This window comes from Clostridia bacterium (genome assembly GCA_012841935.1).
Taxonomy (GTDB): domain Bacteria; phylum Bacillota; class Peptococcia; order DRI-13; family DTU073; genus DUTS01.
This window is the reverse complement of sequence record DUTS01000089.1, coordinates 1-17077: the sequence shown is the minus strand read 5'-3', so window position 1 is coordinate 17077 and position 17077 is coordinate 1. Positions and strand designations below refer to the sequence as shown.

Annotated in this window: 17 protein-coding genes; 10 read left to right on the top strand and 7 right to left on the bottom strand. The window is 34.7% G+C overall.

The features are described 5' to 3' along the window. The 7 genes from GX687_05040 to dnaA all read right to left on the bottom strand — a co-directional run. On the bottom strand, positions 1 to 263 hold a 263-nt coding region (locus GX687_05040), incomplete at its 3' end, for an acetate kinase (protein HHX96804.1). 73 nt (positions 264 to 336) lie between these two features. Further along, on the bottom strand, positions 337 to 2769 hold the full coding sequence (gene gyrA / locus GX687_05035; GenBank protein ID HHX96803.1) for a DNA gyrase subunit A: 2433 nt from the start codon (positions 2767 to 2769) through the stop codon (positions 337 to 339). Between the two features lie 18 nt (positions 2770 to 2787). Then, the gene (gene gyrB / locus GX687_05030) at positions 2788 to 4770 is read right to left on the bottom strand and encodes a DNA topoisomerase (ATP-hydrolyzing) subunit B (protein ID HHX96802.1); all 1983 of its coding nucleotides are present in this window, start codon (positions 4768 to 4770) and stop codon (positions 2788 to 2790) included. Next, positions 4706 to 4951 carry a DUF370 domain-containing protein gene (locus GX687_05025; protein ID HHX96801.1) on the bottom strand — a complete coding sequence of 82 codons (246 nt, stop codon included), beginning with the start codon at positions 4949 to 4951 and terminating at the stop codon, positions 4706 to 4708. Before GX687_05025 ends, gyrB begins: the two co-directional genes overlap by 65 nt. Positions 4952 to 4978: 27 nt before the next feature. Further along, positions 4979 to 6112, bottom strand: coding sequence for a DNA replication/repair protein RecF (gene recF, locus GX687_05020; protein HHX96800.1), 1134 nt, complete (start codon positions 6110 to 6112; stop codon positions 4979 to 4981). A 17-nt stretch (positions 6113 to 6129) separates the two neighbouring features. Beyond that, positions 6130 to 7230 carry a DNA polymerase III subunit beta gene (gene dnaN, locus GX687_05015; GenBank protein ID HHX96799.1) on the bottom strand — a complete coding sequence of 367 codons (1101 nt, stop codon included), beginning with the start codon at positions 7228 to 7230 and terminating at the stop codon, positions 6130 to 6132. A gap of 208 nt (positions 7231 to 7438) precedes the next feature. After that, complete coding sequence (dnaA, locus tag GX687_05010; GenBank protein HHX96798.1) at positions 7439 to 8800, bottom strand: chromosomal replication initiator protein DnaA; 1362 nt, start codon at positions 8798 to 8800, stop codon at positions 7439 to 7441. A gap of 275 nt (positions 8801 to 9075) precedes the next feature. Between dnaA and rpmH the strand changes: the two genes are divergently transcribed. The 10 genes from rpmH to GX687_04960 form a co-directional block, all read left to right on the top strand. Beyond that, on the top strand, positions 9076 to 9210 hold the full coding sequence (rpmH, locus tag GX687_05005) for a 50S ribosomal protein L34 (GenBank protein HHX96797.1): 135 nt from the start codon (positions 9076 to 9078) through the stop codon (positions 9208 to 9210). A gap of 42 nt (positions 9211 to 9252) precedes the next feature. Next, complete coding sequence (rnpA, locus tag GX687_05000) at positions 9253 to 9603, top strand: ribonuclease P protein component (GenBank protein ID HHX96796.1); 351 nt, start codon at positions 9253 to 9255, stop codon at positions 9601 to 9603. A gap of 7 nt (positions 9604 to 9610) precedes the next feature. Further along, positions 9611 to 9832: a membrane protein insertion efficiency factor YidD gene (yidD, locus tag GX687_04995; GenBank protein HHX96795.1), complete on the top strand. Its 222-nt coding sequence runs from the start codon at positions 9611 to 9613 to the stop codon at positions 9830 to 9832. An 87-nt stretch (positions 9833 to 9919) separates the two neighbouring features. Next, entirely contained in the window at positions 9920 to 10555 is a 636-nt protein-coding gene (locus GX687_04990; protein HHX96794.1) for a membrane protein insertase YidC, read from the top strand. Continuing rightward, complete coding sequence (locus tag GX687_04985) at positions 10548 to 11186, top strand: protein jag (protein ID HHX96793.1); 639 nt, start codon at positions 10548 to 10550, stop codon at positions 11184 to 11186. Before GX687_04990 ends, GX687_04985 begins: the two co-directional genes overlap by 8 nt. Before the next feature lie 80 nt (positions 11187 to 11266). After that, positions 11267 to 12655 carry a tRNA uridine-5-carboxymethylaminomethyl(34) synthesis GTPase MnmE gene (gene mnmE, locus GX687_04980; protein ID HHX96792.1) on the top strand — a complete coding sequence of 463 codons (1389 nt, stop codon included), beginning with the start codon at positions 11267 to 11269 and terminating at the stop codon, positions 12653 to 12655. A gap of 20 nt (positions 12656 to 12675) precedes the next feature. Further along, positions 12676 to 14559 carry a tRNA uridine-5-carboxymethylaminomethyl(34) synthesis enzyme MnmG gene (gene mnmG, locus GX687_04975; GenBank protein ID HHX96791.1) on the top strand — a complete coding sequence of 628 codons (1884 nt, stop codon included), beginning with the start codon at positions 12676 to 12678 and terminating at the stop codon, positions 14557 to 14559. 93 nt (positions 14560 to 14652) lie between these two features. Beyond that, positions 14653 to 15432 carry a nucleoid occlusion protein gene (gene noc, locus GX687_04970; protein HHX96790.1) on the top strand — a complete coding sequence of 260 codons (780 nt, stop codon included), beginning with the start codon at positions 14653 to 14655 and terminating at the stop codon, positions 15430 to 15432. Between the two features lie 263 nt (positions 15433 to 15695). Next, positions 15696 to 16457 carry a ParA family protein gene (locus tag GX687_04965; protein HHX96789.1) on the top strand — a complete coding sequence of 254 codons (762 nt, stop codon included), beginning with the start codon at positions 15696 to 15698 and terminating at the stop codon, positions 16455 to 16457. Beyond that, positions 16450 to 17077, top strand: a 628-nt coding sequence (locus GX687_04960) for a ParB/RepB/Spo0J family partition protein (GenBank protein HHX96788.1), incomplete at its 3' end; no start/stop codon positions are given. The genes GX687_04965 and GX687_04960, both read left to right, overlap by 8 nt.

The window sequence follows — 17077 nt, the reverse complement described above, 5'->3', positions numbered from 1 at the left end:
CCCACAGCTTTAATCTCATTTATAGAAGTTAAAACACCATCTTCTGGATCAGTAATAGTTTGGAGAACAAGGGACATTGCCTCTTCGTGATTTACTATTTTGTTTTCAATAACCTTTTTCCGTGTACCAACATAATGAATCAGTGCCGAACCAGCAATACCAATTCTTTCAACTATACCTTTGGTCATAACCTGTTCGCTGTCCATGTCAAACAATTTGTATTTAAGAGAAGAACTTCCGCTATTTATTACCAAAATTTTCAAAGCATTTCCCCCTATTCACCTAATTTGGCTTGAATCTTATCCTATTTCCAGGGAAATAGCAATAGTTAATTTTTTAATCTTCATTTTTTATCACTCTAGCTAAAGCTACAAAATTATCTTTTTTATCCATACGCATAACGATTACACCCTGTGTAGCACGTCCCATTACAGAAATTTCGGCGGCGGAAATTCTAATCATAATTCCTTCTTGAGTAATTAACATAATTTCATCTGCTTCATCAACAATTCTGACACCTACTAAAGAACCTGACTTAGCTGTTAAGCGAATCCCAATAACACCCTTACCTGCTCGGTGCTGAGTACGAAATTCGCTAAGCGGAGTTCGTTTTCCAAACCCTTTTTCGGTAACCATTAATAATGTAGCCTCTTCACGACAAATATCCATACCTACAACATAATCATCTTTTTCCAAATCTATTCCTTTAACCCCGCGAGAGGTTCTCCCAGTAACCCGAATATCTTTTTCAGAAAAACGGATTGATTTACCAAGACGAGTAGCTAAAATAAGGTCATCAGTACCACTAGTTAACTTTACAGCAATTAATTCATCATTTTCATCTAAAGTAAGGGCGATAATTCCATCACTGCGGTTAGTATCATAAGCTAACAAACTAGTTTTTTTAACAATCCCTTTTTGAGTTGTAGTCAAAAGATATTGATCATCTGTAAATTCCCGAACTGGAATTACGGCAGTTATTTTTTCATCACCAGTGATAGATAAAAGATTAACAATGGCCGTACCCCTTGCTTGTCGTCCCGATTCCGGTATTTCATAAACTTTTTTACGGTATACTTTACCTTTGTTTGTAAAAAAAAGTAAATTTTGGTGAGTAGTAGTAATAAAAAGATGTTCTACAAAATCTTCATCTTTTGTAGTAATGGCCATTACACCGCGACCACCGCGCCGCTGTTTACGATAAACGTTAATTAACTGTCTTTTAATATAACCACCATGAGTAATAGTAATAACTACATCTTCATCAGCAATTAAATCTTCCATTTCCAAGGAACCTTCCACTAAGCTAATTTGTGAACGTCTCTCATCAGCATATTTTTCCTTAACTTCTATTAATTCTTCTTTAATAATTTTAAGAACTAATTTTTCATCAGCCAAAACACTTCTCAAATAAGCTATTCTTTTAATTAATTCTTCATATTCTTCTATTAATTTTTCCCTTTCCAAACCTGATAATTTACCTAAACGCATGTCTACTATAGCTTGTGCTTGTTTCTCAGAGAGGGAAAAACGAGCCATTAAATTTTCCTTAGCTGTATTCACACTGGGAGATTGACGAATAATACGAATTACTTCATCAATATGATCTAAAGCAATTTTTAAACCTTCTACAATATGCAGTCTGGCTTCAGCACGCTCTAATTCATAACGAGTACGGCGTACGACCACGTCTTTTTGATGTTCTAAATAATAATAAAGCATTTCTTTTAGATTTAAGACTTTAGGAACACCATCTACCAAAGCTAACATAATTACTCCAAAATTATTCATCAATTGAGTCCGTTTATATAATTGATTTAAAATTACTTGGGGATTAACATCTCTTCTTAATTCAATCACTATTCTCATGCCAGTACGATCTGATTCATCCCGCAGAGCAGTAATACCATCTATTCTTTTTTCTTTAACCAAATCAGCTATATTAGCTATTAAACGTGCCTTATTTACTTGATAAGGTAATTCAGTAATTAAGATCCGCATTTTACCATTTTGCATTTTTTCAATACGAGAAACAGCTTTAATTCTAATTGAGCCCCGTCCAGTTTCATATGCTTTTTTTATTCCTGATTTACCCACAATAATGCCGCCTGTAGGAAAATCAGGTCCTTTAATAATTTTCATTAATTCTTTAATGCTGATTTCTGGATTATTAATTAAAGCAATCACTCCATCAATTACTTCACCCAAATTATGAGGCGGAATATTAGTAGCCATTCCCACCGCAATTCCTGCCGAACCATTAATTAACAATGTGGGAATCCGGGAAGGTAAAACTGTTGGTTCTTCCATTGATTCATCATAATTAGGTATAAAATCAACAGTATTTTTTTCAATATCTTTTAATAGTTCGGCGGCAATTTTAGACATGCGTACTTCAGTATAACGCATGGCCGCAGGTGCATCACCATCAATTGAACCAAAATTGCCCTGACCTTCAATTAACATATAGCGTGTTGAAAACTCTTGTGCCAAACGAACCATGGCATAATAAACAGCTGTATCACCATGTGGATGATAACGACCTAAAACATCCCCCACGACCCGAGCGGATTTTTTAAAGGGTTTATCAGCTGTCATGCCTGATTCATGCATAGCATAAAGAATACGTCGATGTACTGGTTTTAAACCATCACGTACATCTGGCAAGGCTCGTCCCACGATTACACTCATCGCATAATCTATATAGGATTTTTGCATTTCTTCTTCTAATTCAATCGGTATAATTTTACCTGCTTGATATGTTTCCATTTAACTTTACACCCCGTTTTAAATATCCAAATTACGAACCTGTTTAGCATGTGTATGAATAAATTCACGCCGTGGTTCGACTTTTTCTCCCATTAAAATTGTGAAAATTTCATCTGCCAACATGGCATCTTCTACATTTACTTGTAAAATAGTTCTTTTTTCCGGATTCATGGTTGTTTCCCATAATTGTTCTGGATTCATTTCCCCTAAACCCTTATATCTTTGTACATTATATCTACCTTGGGTTAACTCTTTAGTGGTTTCAGCCAATTCTTCATCTGAATATAAATAAATTTCTTTTTTACCAGCAGTTACTTTATATAAAGGTGGTTGAGCAATATAAACATAACCGGCTTTCACTAAAGGCCGCATATAACGATAAAAAAAGGTAAGTAATAAAGTACGAATATGAGCTCCATCCACATCAGCATCTGTCATAATTACTATTTTATGATAGCGGGCTTTACTTATATCAAATTCTTCACCAATACCAGCACCAATGGCTGTAGTCATAGCTCTAATTTCCGCATTACCTAAAATTTTATCTAAACGTGCCTTTTCCACATTAATAATTTTACCCCGTAAAGGTAAAATTGCTTGAAAACGCCGATCTCTTCCACTTTTTGCCGAACCACCTGCAGAATCACCTTCCACCAAGTATAATTCTGACATTTGCGGATCATTAACTGAGCAATCCCATAATTTCCCCGGTAAAGTAGCTGCCTCTAAAGCATTTTTTTGACGAGTTAATTCTCTAGCTTTACGAGCAGCTTCCCGGGCTCGTGCTGCTTGAATACTTTTTTCTACAATTTTTTTTGAAACAGTAGGATTCTCTTCCAAAAAAAATGTTAAACCTTCATTAACTACTGTTTCAGTTAAACCTCTTAATTCACTATTACCTAATTTAGTTTTAGTTTGACCTTCAAATTGAGGTTCTTTTACTTTTACGGAAATAACAGCCATTAAGCCTTCCCGGACATCTTCTCCAGAAAGATTTTCATCATTTTCACGCAGTAAATTTTTCTTACGAGCATAATCATTAATACAGCGTGTTAAAGCAGATTTAAAACCTACCTCATGAGTACCACCTTCTGTAGTATGAATATTATTAGCATAAGAATAAAGATTTTCATTGTAAGAATCATTATATTGTAAAGCAATTTCAAAATAGGTGCCTTCTTTTTCTGCAGCCAAGTAAATAGGTTTAGCATGTAATACTTCTTTGTTTTTATTTAAATATTTAATAAAATCAACAATACCGCCTTGATGATAAAAGGTTTCTTTTTGTCCAGTTCGTAAATCAACTAATTCAATTTTTAAACCTTTATTTAAAAAAGACAATTCCCGCAAACGATGACTTAAAATATTAAAACTAAAATCAATTTCCGGAAAAACTTCTTTATCAGGACAAAAAGTGATTTTTGTACCACTTTTTTTACTTGTCCCTTTAATTTGCAAATCTGTAACTGGTTTACCTCTTTCATAGCGTTGATAATAGATTTTGTTTTCACGATTTATTTCTACTTCCAACCATGCGGAAAGTGCATTAACTACCGCAGCACCAACCCCATGTAGTCCACCTGAAACCTTATATCCCTCACCACCAAACTTACCCCCAGCATGTAAAACTGTTAAAACTGCTTCCACGGCAGGACGATTAGTTTCAGGATGAATTTCTACCGGAATACCCCGTCCATTGTCAATAACCGAAACTAAATTATCGGCATGAATAGTAACTTGTATGTGGTCACAATAACCAGCCATTGATTCATCAATACTATTATCAATTATTTCGTAAACCAAATGATGTAAACCGCGCGGACCCGTACTACCAATATACATTCCAGGTCTTAATCTTACTGCCTCTAAATCTTTTAAAATCTGTATTTGGGCAGCACTATATTTTTCATTGTTTTTTACCAAGCTAGCCACTCCTTCAAATACGCTGTAAAGCTCTTTTTTGTAAAGTAATTGTAGAAATAGGTGATAGAAAAACTTTATCAGTAGTAATGATAAAACTTTTTACATTCTTCTCTTCCCCTATTTTCTCCAGTTTTTGCCCATTACTGACTAATTCGAGAAATTGACTGCTATCCCTGCTTTTGTTTACTAAATCGTAATTAAAAAAACCAATTAAATCTTGATTAAAGACTACTTTATTTTCTCCCAAATGCAAAAACATTTTTCCCCTCCCTTTTACCAGCATTTCCTATTCTATCATTTTTTCCTTTAAAACTCCATTCTGCACATAAAAACTACCTAATGTGGAGGTATTCCGAAATAAGGAACTCCCCTGAACAGTGGTAGTAAGAAAACATTGTATCGGTTTTTCTTGAATTATGTTTAAAAGATAAAGACGGCGCTGGGTATCGAGTTCAGAAAGCACATCATCTAATAATAAAAGTGGATATTCACCTGATTCACTTTTAAAAAATTCTAATTCAGCTAATTTAATAGCCAAGACAGCAGTCCTTTGCTGTCCTTGAGAACCATATATTTTTAAATTTTGACCATTGAGAGTCAACAAAAAATCATCCCGCTGTGGACCCCACAGTGTTATACCTCGTCGATATTCTCTTTCTTTAACTTCTTGAGCTGTAGATTCAATTATGGAAACTAAATCTACTCCTTTTTTAATTTCTTGAGTACGATTAAAAAGATATTTTAATTCTAGGTTTTCTCTTCCCCCAGTTAATTTTCGCTGCATTAATCTAGTTAAGGGATTTAATTTTTCCAAAACAGCCAGCCTTTTATTAATAATTTGAGCAGCTGTAGTTTTTAATTGTTCATCCCAAACTTCTATTTGAGAATATCCTTTACCTGTTATCTTTATTTTTTTTAACAAATGATTACGCTGTTTAAGTAGCTGTCTATGTTTTTGCAGTAGTAAATAATAACCTGGGCTAACTTGTGATAAATCATCATCTAATAATTTACGCCTAAGAGCCGGTGTTCCCTGTACAATATTTAAATTTTCTGGTGCAAAAAGTACGGCTGTTAAATTTCCAAAGAAATCACTCAAACGTTCAATTTTCAAGCTGTTAACTTTAATTTCCTTACGAGTAATCGCTTCAGTTTGCTCAACTAAAACAGCCAAATTAACCAGACCATGCCTATTTTCCACTTCACCTTTAATTAAAAAAAATTGTTGTCCCCATTTAATTAAAGGATCCTCTCGAAATGAACGATAGGCTCTACCTAAAGCCAAATAATAAATAGCCTCTAAAAGATTAGTTTTTCCTTGGGCATTGGCTCCCTGTAAAAGATTAATTTTTTGCGGAAAATTTACTTCTAAATGTTCATAGTTGCGATAATTTGTCAAAGTAATTTTTTTTAAATACAAGAATTTTTCTCTCCTTGTTAGGATCGTACTGGTAAAATTAAATATAAAAAATCATCGGCTTTTAAAGGTCTAACAATACCAGGACTTAAAGAACCAGTAAATTCAATAGTTAAAAAGTCATCTTCCAATACTTTAAAAACATCTAAAAGGTAACGATAGTTAAAATTAATTTCTACCGGATCACCTTCATTTTCGATGCATAATTGTTCATAACCTTGTCCTAACTCTGATTGTGAAAAAATAGTTAGCTGTTGATCACTAATTTTAATTTGCACTGTATTAGTTTCACTATCTAAGGAAAAAAGTGAAATTCTTTCTACAGCAGCAGCTAACAAATCAGTAGGTGCTTTAATTTTAGAATTATATTCATTGGGGATAACCTGACGATAATTGGGAAATTGTCCTTCTAATAAACGGCAGACTATTAATAAGTTACCAACCAAAAAGGAAGCCAAATTATCGGATATATTAAGATAGCAAATCTCGGCATCATCATGTAGCAGACGGCCTAGTTCTGATAAAATTTTGGAAGGTATGATAAAACTTAATGGTTTTGAAGTGCCTTTATCTAAGGTACCCCGTTTTAAAGCCATCCTGCGTGTATCAGTACTAATCATAGTTATTTCTTGAGCTTCAACTTCACATAAAACACCAGTAAATAAAGGTCTTCTTTCATCAGTACTGCAAGCAAAAACAATTTGTTTAATCATTTCTTTTAATTCACTAGTTTTAATTTCTAATTTATTTTCCACTTCTAAATCTGGAAGTTCAGGAAAATCATCAGCGGAAAAGGTTTTTAATTTAAGTTGTGATTGTTCATAGGAAATTAATAATTCTTGTTCATTAACCATTTCCAAGGTAATTAAAGAATCAGGTAATTTACGAACTATTTCCGTGAAATAGCGAGCGGGAACCAGAATTACCCCTTCGGAAATTATTTCTACAGGTACATTACATTGAATACCAATTTCTAAATCAGTGGCTGAAAAATAAAGACGTTCGTTTTTAGCTTCGAGTTTAATACAAGTTAAGAGTGCTAAAGTACTTTTGGTATTAACTGCTCTTTGTACAGCTGTAACTCCATAAAGAAGATTTTCTTTTGTAGCTATAAACTTCATTATTTTTACCTCCTCAATAATTATTAATAAATTTTAGTAGTAATAATAATAGGGGGTGTGGAAATGTGGAAAACTGTTTAAAGTGATGGATTAATCGTTTATTTTGTACTTAATAAAATGTGGACAAGTGTGTTAGTTTGTCCACATCATGCAGTAAAAAAAAGCAATATCATAATTATACACAGTTTATCCCAAGAATAATACACAATTAACCTTTTTTGATGGTTTGAATTAAATTGTAAATCGTAGTTTCAAAAGGAGGATTCTTTTTTATTTCGTTGGCAATTCTTTCATGTGCATGAATAACCGTGGTATGATCACGTCCACCAAATTCTTCCCCTATTTTTGGTAGTGATAAATCTGTTAGTTCACGACATAAATACATGGCAATTTGCCGTGGAAAAGCAATATCTCTAGTTCTGCGTCGTGATTTAAAAGCATTTAAATCTAAATGATAATGTTCAGCCACAATATTTTTTATTAAATCTGGAGTAATAATTTTAGTTTTTTGTTCACCAATAATGTTTTTGAGAGCTTCAATACATAAATCAATAGTAATATCACGATTACTTAAAGAAGAATAAGCGATTACTCTAATTAAGGCTCCCTCTAATTCTCGAATATTAGATTGAATACGGTTGGCTATGTAGAAAATAACATCATCAGGTATGGTTATATTTTCTATTTCGGATTTTTTTCTCAAAATAGCAATTCGAGTTTCCAAATCTGGTGGCTGAATATCAGTAATCAATCCCCATTCAAAACGTGAACGTAAACGGTCTTCTAATGTAGGTATTTCACGCGGAGGGCGATCACTGGAAATTACAATTTGTTTATTGGCTTCGTGTAAAGTATTAAAAGTATGGAAAAATTCTTCTTGAGTACGTTCTTTTTTGGCTAAAAATTGAATATCGTCAATTAATAGTAAATCTATATTACGGTATTTTTGACGAAAATCAATTGTCGTATTATTTTGAATGGAATTAATCAGTTCATTGGTAAATTTTTCTGATGTGACATAAAGTACCCGGTAGTGCTGATGATGTTGAGCAACATAATTACCAATAGCATGCATTAAATGAGTTTTACCTAAACCAACACCACCATAAATAAACAAGGGATTATAAGCTTTAGCGACAGATTCGGCAACTGCAAGAGAAGCAGCATGAGCAAAGCGGTTGCTATTACCGACTACAAAGGTTTCAAAGATATATTTAGGATTAAGAGTATTTAAATATAAGTTGTGGGAATCGTTGGAATTGTCTGGAGAATTTTTTGCCATTGTAAAATCATTTGAAGTTTGCTGATATATTTCGTTTTCCGCTTGCACAAAATTAAGAGTGACATTTTGATTTAAAATACTTTCCGCTTTTTCTTGAATTAAAGGATAATAATTTTCATCTAGCCAGTCTTTGGCAAAATGATTGGGAACTACTACAGTCAGGACATTATTTTCTATAGAGGTTAAATAGGTAGCTTTTAGCCAGGTTTCAAAACTGGGTTTAGGTAAATGTTCCCGTAATTGAGTAAGAATTTTTTGCCAGGTGGTGTTTAAAAAATTTTTGGTCATGTAAATAAAACCTCCCAGGGAAGATTGATCTTTAATCACAGATTGTCCACAAGCTTATCCACAATTTGTGGATAAGTAGGGTGGAAAAATTCTTAAGCACTAAATATGTTATCAAAATCTCAGGAAGTTATCAACAGAAAAAAATTATCCACAGGAGGAAAATGGTTATTTAATTTTTTAATTAAACCCTATTCTTGACAACAATCTATCCCTCCTTTATAATTTAGAACACGTGAAAAAATTTTTAGGGGAATCAAAATAAGGGGGGGACTGTTTTGAAACGAACTTTTCAACCGAAAAACCGGAAACATAAAAGGAAACATGGTTTTTTAAATAGAATGAAAACACGTGGTGGAAGAGCGATTATCAAGCGCAGAAGAGCGAAAGGGAGAAAAAAAGTATCTGCATAAGGCCGCTTATAGTGGCCTTATCATTGTATTTGGGAGGATCTTTTGTTACCAAAAGAATATCGTTTGCAAAAAAATGTTCAATTTAGGAAAATCTATCAACAAGGTCGTTCTTTAGCCAGCCCCCTTTTAGTACTTTATTTTTTAAGAACAAAAGGCGAATTTAAACCACGTATCGGTTTTTCTATATCCCGGCGTTTAGGTTCAGCTGTAGAACGTAATCGTCTTAAAAGACGTTTGCGGGCTGCTATAAAGGAATATTTGGAATTACTGCCTTCTGGTGTAGAAATAATTTTTATTGCCCGAGCACCTTTAAAAAATAGTTCATTTGCGGTAATAAAAAAGAATATGCTTTATTTATTAAGGAAGGCCGCTTTAATTACTTTTGGAAAGTAGTGTAAAAATGCGTAAAATGTTTATCTTTTTCTTGAAAATTTATCAAAAATATTTATCACCCCTAAAAGGACCCACTTGTCGTTTTTATCCTTCTTGTTCACAATATACATTAGAAGCTATAGAAGCATATGGCGTGCTTAAAGGTTGTTTTTTAGGGGGTAAAAGAATTCTTAAATGTCATCCTTGGCATGTAGGTGGTTATGATCCAGTCAGTTCAAAAAGGAGGTGAACCTGTTACAATTATTAGAAAGGTAACAGGATAAATGTGTGGGAAACACTAGTAAATGGTGTAATTAAATTAATTGAAGTATTATATATGTTAACTGTAAAAATAGGTATACCTAGTTATGCTTTAGTAATTTTAATTTTAACTATTTTAATTAGAGTTGCTTTGTATCCTTTAAATGATAAGCAGTTGACCGCGACTAAAAAAATGCAGGAAATTCAACCTGAAATCGTTAAGTTACAGAAAAAATATAAAAATAATCCCCAGAAGTTAAATATGGAAATGATGAAAATTTATCAAAAACATCAAGTCAGTCCTTTGGGGGGATGTCTGCCTTTATTAGTTCAGATGCCGATTATTATTGCCTTATTTCAGGCTTTACGTAAATTTCAATATACAGATGTGGGGGCTACTTTTTTTTGGGTGCCGCATTTAAAAAATCCGGATCCTTTTTTTATTTTACCTGTTTTCGTGGCTTTGGCTACTTATTTTCAATCAAAGGTATCAATGGGCGGGAGTGCTGTTAAAAAAGATGCACAAACCGAGCGAACTCAAAAAACAATGTTATATGCTATGCCTATTTTTATTGGTTGGATGAGTACTAAATTCCCCGCTGGTCTTTGTTTATATTGGATATTTTATGGTCTGACTGGGATGATTCAACAGATTTTTGTTAATCGACGTCCGGAATTCCGTAACGGAGGAGTGGGAAAAGTAAATGAATAGTATAGAAATTGTAGCTGGTACTGTGGAAGAGGCTGTGGAGATGGCCTTGGAGAAACTTAAGTTAACTCGGGAGGAAGTAGAAATAGAAATTTTAGAAGCACCTAGTAAAGGGTTTTTGGGAATCTTGGGACAGAAAAAAGCCAAGGTTAGAGTTACTTCTTTATTAGATCCGCTCAGTAAGCTTAAGGAGTTTTTAGAAAAGGTTGTTTGTTTAATGGGATTAGATGTAAAAATGGAAATGATAACAACTGATCCGGAATATGTAAAATTTAATTTTGTCGGGAAAAAATTGGGTGTTTTGATAGGTCGGCGGGGAGATACTTTAGATGCTTTACAATATTTAGCTAATTTAGTAGTCAATAAATATAATTATCAATTAGGAAATACAGGGGAACGAATTAAAATAATTTTAGATGCGGAAAATTATCGGCGGCGGCGAGAAGAGGCTTTAATTAGATTAGCGGAGCGTATGGCTGATAGAGTGCATCAAACCGGACGAAAAGTAGTATTTGAACCAATGAATCCTCAAGAAAGACGGATTATTCATACAGCTCTGCAGGATGATGAGGGAATACGTACAGTTAGTGAAGGTTTGGATCCTTTTCGCCGTGTAATTATTAAAAAAAATTAAGCTGAGCATGATAATAGATATTAAGAAAAGTTAGCCGAGAATTTGCCGCTAACTTTTCTTTTATGAATGAGGTGAGTTAAATGGTCGCGGAAACTATTGCCGCCATTGCTACTGCTTACGGGGCGGCAGGTATTGGAATTGTACGTATTTCTGGTGAAGAAGCCGCCGAAATTGCTGAACGTGTTTTTAAAAGTAAAAGTGGTAAAAAAATAAAAGATTTACCTACTTATCAGGCTGTTTATGGTCATATTTTTGATGAGGCTAATAATTTAATTGATGAAGCCATAGCTTTAGTTATGTGGGCACCACATAGCTTTACTGGTGAAAATGTGGTTGAACTTCAATGTCATGGTGGTGCCATTATTTTAAAAAAAATATTGGAACTTGTTTTGAGAGCAGGGGCACGTTTAGCTAAACCTGGGGAGTTTAGTCAAAGGGCCTTTTTAAATGGTCGTTTAGATTTATCTCAAGCAGAAGCAATTTTGGAATTGATTAATGCTAAAACGGAACTAGCTGCAAATGTGGCTGTTAATCAACTAGAGGGGAGCCTCTCTCAAAAAATAAAACAAGGTCGACAAATTATCTTGGAATTAATAGCTAATTTGGAAGTAGAGCTGGATTATCCTGAGGAAGAATTGGAGCTTTTAAATCAGCAGGAAAAAATACAAAGCATTAAAGATGTTTTGCGAATTATAGAGAATTTATTGGCTACATTTAAACAGGGACGTATTTTACGTGAAGGTTTAAAAGCTGCCTTAATTGGCCAGCCCAATGTTGGTAAATCTAGTTTATTAAATACATTATTAAAAACAAAACGGGCCATTGTTACTGATATCCCTGGCACAACACGTGATATAATCGAAGAATATTATAATTTAGGTGGTCTACCTTTAATTTTAATTGATACTGCGGGAATTAGAAAAACTACAGATCCGGTGGAAAAATTAGGTGTGCGAAAAGCTCAAGAGATTATGGAGCAAGCAGATTTAATTATTTATTTATTAGATTTAAAGGTGGGTTTAACTGCATTTGATGAAGAAATTCTTAAGCAATTTTCTCCAGAAAAAATACTATTGGTAGGTAATAAAGTAGATTTGGTTAGTGAAGGTGCGGCAAAAATTATGAATGTTATTCAAGAAAAATTTTCTACTTATCGCTGTGTACTTATTTCGGCTACTGAACAAATTGGAATTAAAGAATTAGAAGCAGAAATAAAAAATTTTTTATTTAAGGAAAGTGGAGAATTCGATTCTACAGTGTGTTTAACTAATTTACGCCATAAAACAGCATTGGTTAAGGCTCAGTATGCTTTAAAGCAAGCCTTACAGGCTGTGATTAGTGGGGTGCCTGCTGATTTAATTTTAATAGATTTAAAAGATGGTTTGGATTTTTTAGGGGAAATCACTGGGGAAAAAGTTGCTGAGGAAATTATTGATCAAATTTTTGCCCGTTTTTGTTTAGGTAAATAAAGGGAAGGGGTGAATGCTTAATGGGCTATCTAGCAGGTAATTATGATTGTTTAGTTATCGGAGCTGGTCATGCTGGTTGTGAAGCAGCACTGGCAGCAGCTCGTTTGGGTTGTCGTACGGTGATGTTTACTCTTAATATGGATAATATTGCTCTTATGGCTTGTAACCCTTCTTTGGGGGGACCGGCCAAAGGAAATTTAGTCAGGGAAATTGATGCTTTGGGTGGTGAAATGGGTCGTAATATTGATGCTACCTATTTGCAAATTAGAATGTTAAATACAAGTAAGGGACCAGCGGTTCATGCTTTGAGGGCTCAAGCAGATAAATATGAATATCAACGAAAAATGGCTGCTGTTTTATATCATCAAAAAAATCTATTTTTAAAAGAAGTTTTGGTAGAAAAGATTTTGGTTAATGAGCGGCAAGAGGTAGAGGGAATACTTACGGAAACCGGTACTATTTATAAGGCCCCTTGTGTTATCCTGTGTACTGGTACCTATTTACGTTCTAAAATATTTTTGGGCAAAAATAGTTATTTAAGTGGACCTTATGGTCAAAGAACAGCGATTAATTTAGCTAAAAATTTGCAAGAATTGGGTTTTCGTTTAGGCCGCTTTAAAACTGATACCCCCCCGCGGATTGATCGGCGTTCCCTAGATTTAACAAAATTAGAAAGTCAGTATGGTGATCAGGAACTTAATTTCTTTTCTTTTTTAACTGAAAAAGGCCGGGGTCTTAATGTACCTTGTTATCTTACCTATACAAATGAAAAAACCCATCAGATTATTAAAGATAATTTAGCACAATCCTCTTTTTATAGTGGCATCATTTCCGGTGTCGGGCCGCGTTATTGTCCTTCTATTGAAGATAAAATTGTTCGTTTTGCTGATAAAAAACGCCATCAACTTTTTTTGGAACCGGAAAGTAAAACAACTGCGGAAATATATGTACAAGGGATGTCGACTAGTTTGCCGGAAACGGTGCAAATAGAATTTTTACGAACAATTAAGGGCCTGGAAAAGGCGGAAATTATTCGTTTAGGTTATGCTATTGAATATGATTATCTTGATCCTAGACAATTAAAACCTACATTAGAAACTAAAAAAATTAAAGGTTTATTTACTGCTGGTCAAATTAATGGTACTTCCGGCTATGAGGAAGCGGGGGCACAGGGGTTAATCGCCGGAATTAATGCCGCCCTGAAAATTAAAAAACAGCCTCCTTTTATTTTAAAACGTTCTGAAGCTTATATTGGTGTACTCATTGATGATTTGGTAACTAAAGGTACCAATGAACCATATCGAATGTTAACTTCACGTGCTGAATATCGCCTCCTTTTACGTCAAGATAATGCTGATTTGCGTTTAACTCCTAAAGGATGGAAAATTGGTTTGGTCACACCTGAGCGCTATACTCGTCTGCAAGAAAAAAAAGAACAATTGTCTAGGGTAATGGCTTATTTACATAATAAAATTATTACACCGGGAATAAAGGAGATTGAGGAGTTTTTAAAAAAACAAGCTTCAGCACCTTTAAGTAAAAGCATTTCCCTTTATGAATTATTAAAAAGACCAGAAATAAATTATCAGCTTTTAGTTCAAGAAGGTTTGGCTGCTAGTTTAGATAGGGAAATTCGGGAACAGGTTGATTTGCAAATAAAATATGCAGGTTACATTAAAAAACAATTGGCTCAAATAGCTAAATTTGATAAATTGGAAACTAAAAAAATTCCCGCTGACTTAAATTATACTCAAATTAAAGGTCTTGCCCATGAGGCTGTACAGAAATTAAGTGAAATGAGGCCTCTCTCTCTTGGTCAAGCATCCCGCATTTCTGGAGTTTCTCCGGCAGATATCTCTGTTTTATTATTATTTTTAGAAAAAAGACGCCGTACCGGAAAATAATAGTAAATTTTTGGAAGGAATTTTTCACTGCTGAGTAGAAGTCTCCTGATAAGAAAAGGAGGAAATCTTATGGTGCGTGTATCTTTAGCTAAAATGTGGGATTATGTGCAAAAAAGCGAGCCCGTTCTTGAATTAAATATTGATTTAATTAAGCCTAATCCTTATCAACCCCGCAGTTATTTTGATCCTTTCCATTTGGCCGAATTGGCTCAGTCTATTCAGGAGTTTGGAGTCTTACAGCCGATTATAGTGCGTCGCTCTCAAAATCATTATGAATTAATTGCTGGTGAACGTCGCTTGCGGGCTGTACAGAGTATTGGCGGAAAAACTATTCCGGCTATTGTCAAAGTTATTTCTAATCAGGAAGCCGCAGAAATAGCACTAATAGAAAATTTACAGCGTGAAGATCTTAACTATTTCGAAGAAGCTGAAGCTTATCAAAAACTTATTCAAGAATTTAATTTAACTCAAGCTGAGGTAGCATATCGTGTAGGCAAAGCTCCTTCAACCATTGCCAATAAATTACGCCTCTTAAATTTACCTCCCGAAATACGTCAAAAAATTAAACCCCCTTTTATTACCGAACGTCATGCCCGGGCTCTGTTGAAATTAGCTGATCAAGAGAATCAAGCTCGAATTTTGGCGATGATTTACGAACAAAGTCTTAATGTGCGGGAAACAGAAGCAGAAATTAAAAAAACCCTAAAACAAAAAAGCGGGCGAATCGTTCGTGCTATAACTGATTTAAGAATTTACGTAAATACATTAAAAGCTGCTCTAGAGACGATTAAAGAAGCTGGTCTAAAAGTAGAAATGGCTCAACAGGATAAAACAGACTTTGTAGAAATTATGGTACGAATTTATAAACCTTAAGTTTTTTTCATTGTGGTGGCTAAAGGCCGCGTTCCATGTGGAACGCGATTGTCCATGTTAAAGGGTAGAAAATTTAGCGAAGCAGTTTTTGCTGCTTCGTTTTTTTATGAGAATTAACCTCGCTTGTGAACGGCCTTTATGGTAAATATTTTGGTTATATTTTAATTGAAACGTAGCAACTTTTTCTTTTGTGAAGCAGGAAGAAAAAGTTTCATGTGGAAAAGGAAAGAGAGAACAATTTGGCCACAGGGAGGAAGTAAAGGATGTACAAGATTATTACGATTGCTAATCAGAAGGGCGGTGTAGCCAAAACAACCACAGCTATAAATTTAAGTGCTTGTTTGGCGACATTTGGGCAAAAGGTACTTTTAGTGGATATTGATCCCCAGGGGAATTCAACAAGTGGTTTAGGTATTGAAAAATTGGAGGCTGGACGGTGTATTTATGATTGTTTGATTAATGACTTGCCATTGGAAATGGTAATTCAGCCGACGGCTTTAGAAACATTGTTTGTAGTGCCTGCTTCTATTGAATTGGCTGGGGCTGAGGTTGAACTTGTTTCAGTTGTCTCGCGGGAGTTTAAGTTAAAACAGGCCATGGAGGGTTTAAGAGCTGAATATGATTATATTCTTATTGATTGCCCGCCTTCATTAGGTTTGCTTACTTTAAATGCTATGACGGCAGCAGATAGTGTTTTGATACCTGTACAATGTGAGTACTATGCTTCAGAGGGCTTGAGCTTATTAATGAATACTATAAATTTGGTAAAAAATTATTTAAATCCCCGTTTGGAGATTTTTGGTGCGGTTTTAACGATGTTTGATGCTCGTACTAATTTGTCAATGGAAGTTGTTGAGGAAGTCAGGGGGTTTTTTAAAGATAAGGTTTTTACAACATTGATTTCGCGTAATGTAAAATTAGGTGAGGCACCTAGTTATGGTTTGCCTATTATTTTATATGATCCCAAATCAAAAGGTGCGGAACAGTATATGGATTTAGCTAAGGAGGTGTTGGAACGTGGCTAAAACAGGTTTGGGGAAAGGACTTTCGGCTTTAATTCCCGCTTTGTCCGTTTTAGAGGAGGAGGGTGTGGTAGAAATAGAGGTAGACGCTATTCGCCCTAATCCACATCAGCCGCGGCAGGAGTTTGCGGTGGAAAAATTAAATGAATTGGCTGCTTCTTTGCAGGAACATGGTGTAGTACAGCCCATAGTTGTAAGGAAGATAGCTGATGAATATGAACTAGTGGTAGGAGAACGGCGTTGGCGGGCTAGTAAATTATTGGGTTGGAAAAAGATTCCGGCAGTTGTAAAGGAATATACTGATCAGCAAATTATGGAAATTGCTTTGGTGGAAAATTTGCAAAGAGAAGATTTAAACCCAATTGAGGAGGCTTTAGCCTATCAGCGACTAATTACTGAGTTCGCCTATACTCAGGAAGAAGTAGCTCGAAAAGTGTCTAAAAGTAGACCTTTTGTGGCTAATATGGTGAGAATCCTTAGTTTGCCGGAGGAAATATTGGAGCTTGTGGCTAGAGGTAAATTAACAGTTGGGCATGCACGGCCTTTATTGGCTTTGTCAGGGAGGAAGCAGCAGTTAGCTGTGGCTGCAGAAATTATTTCTGATGAATTAACGGTTCGGGATG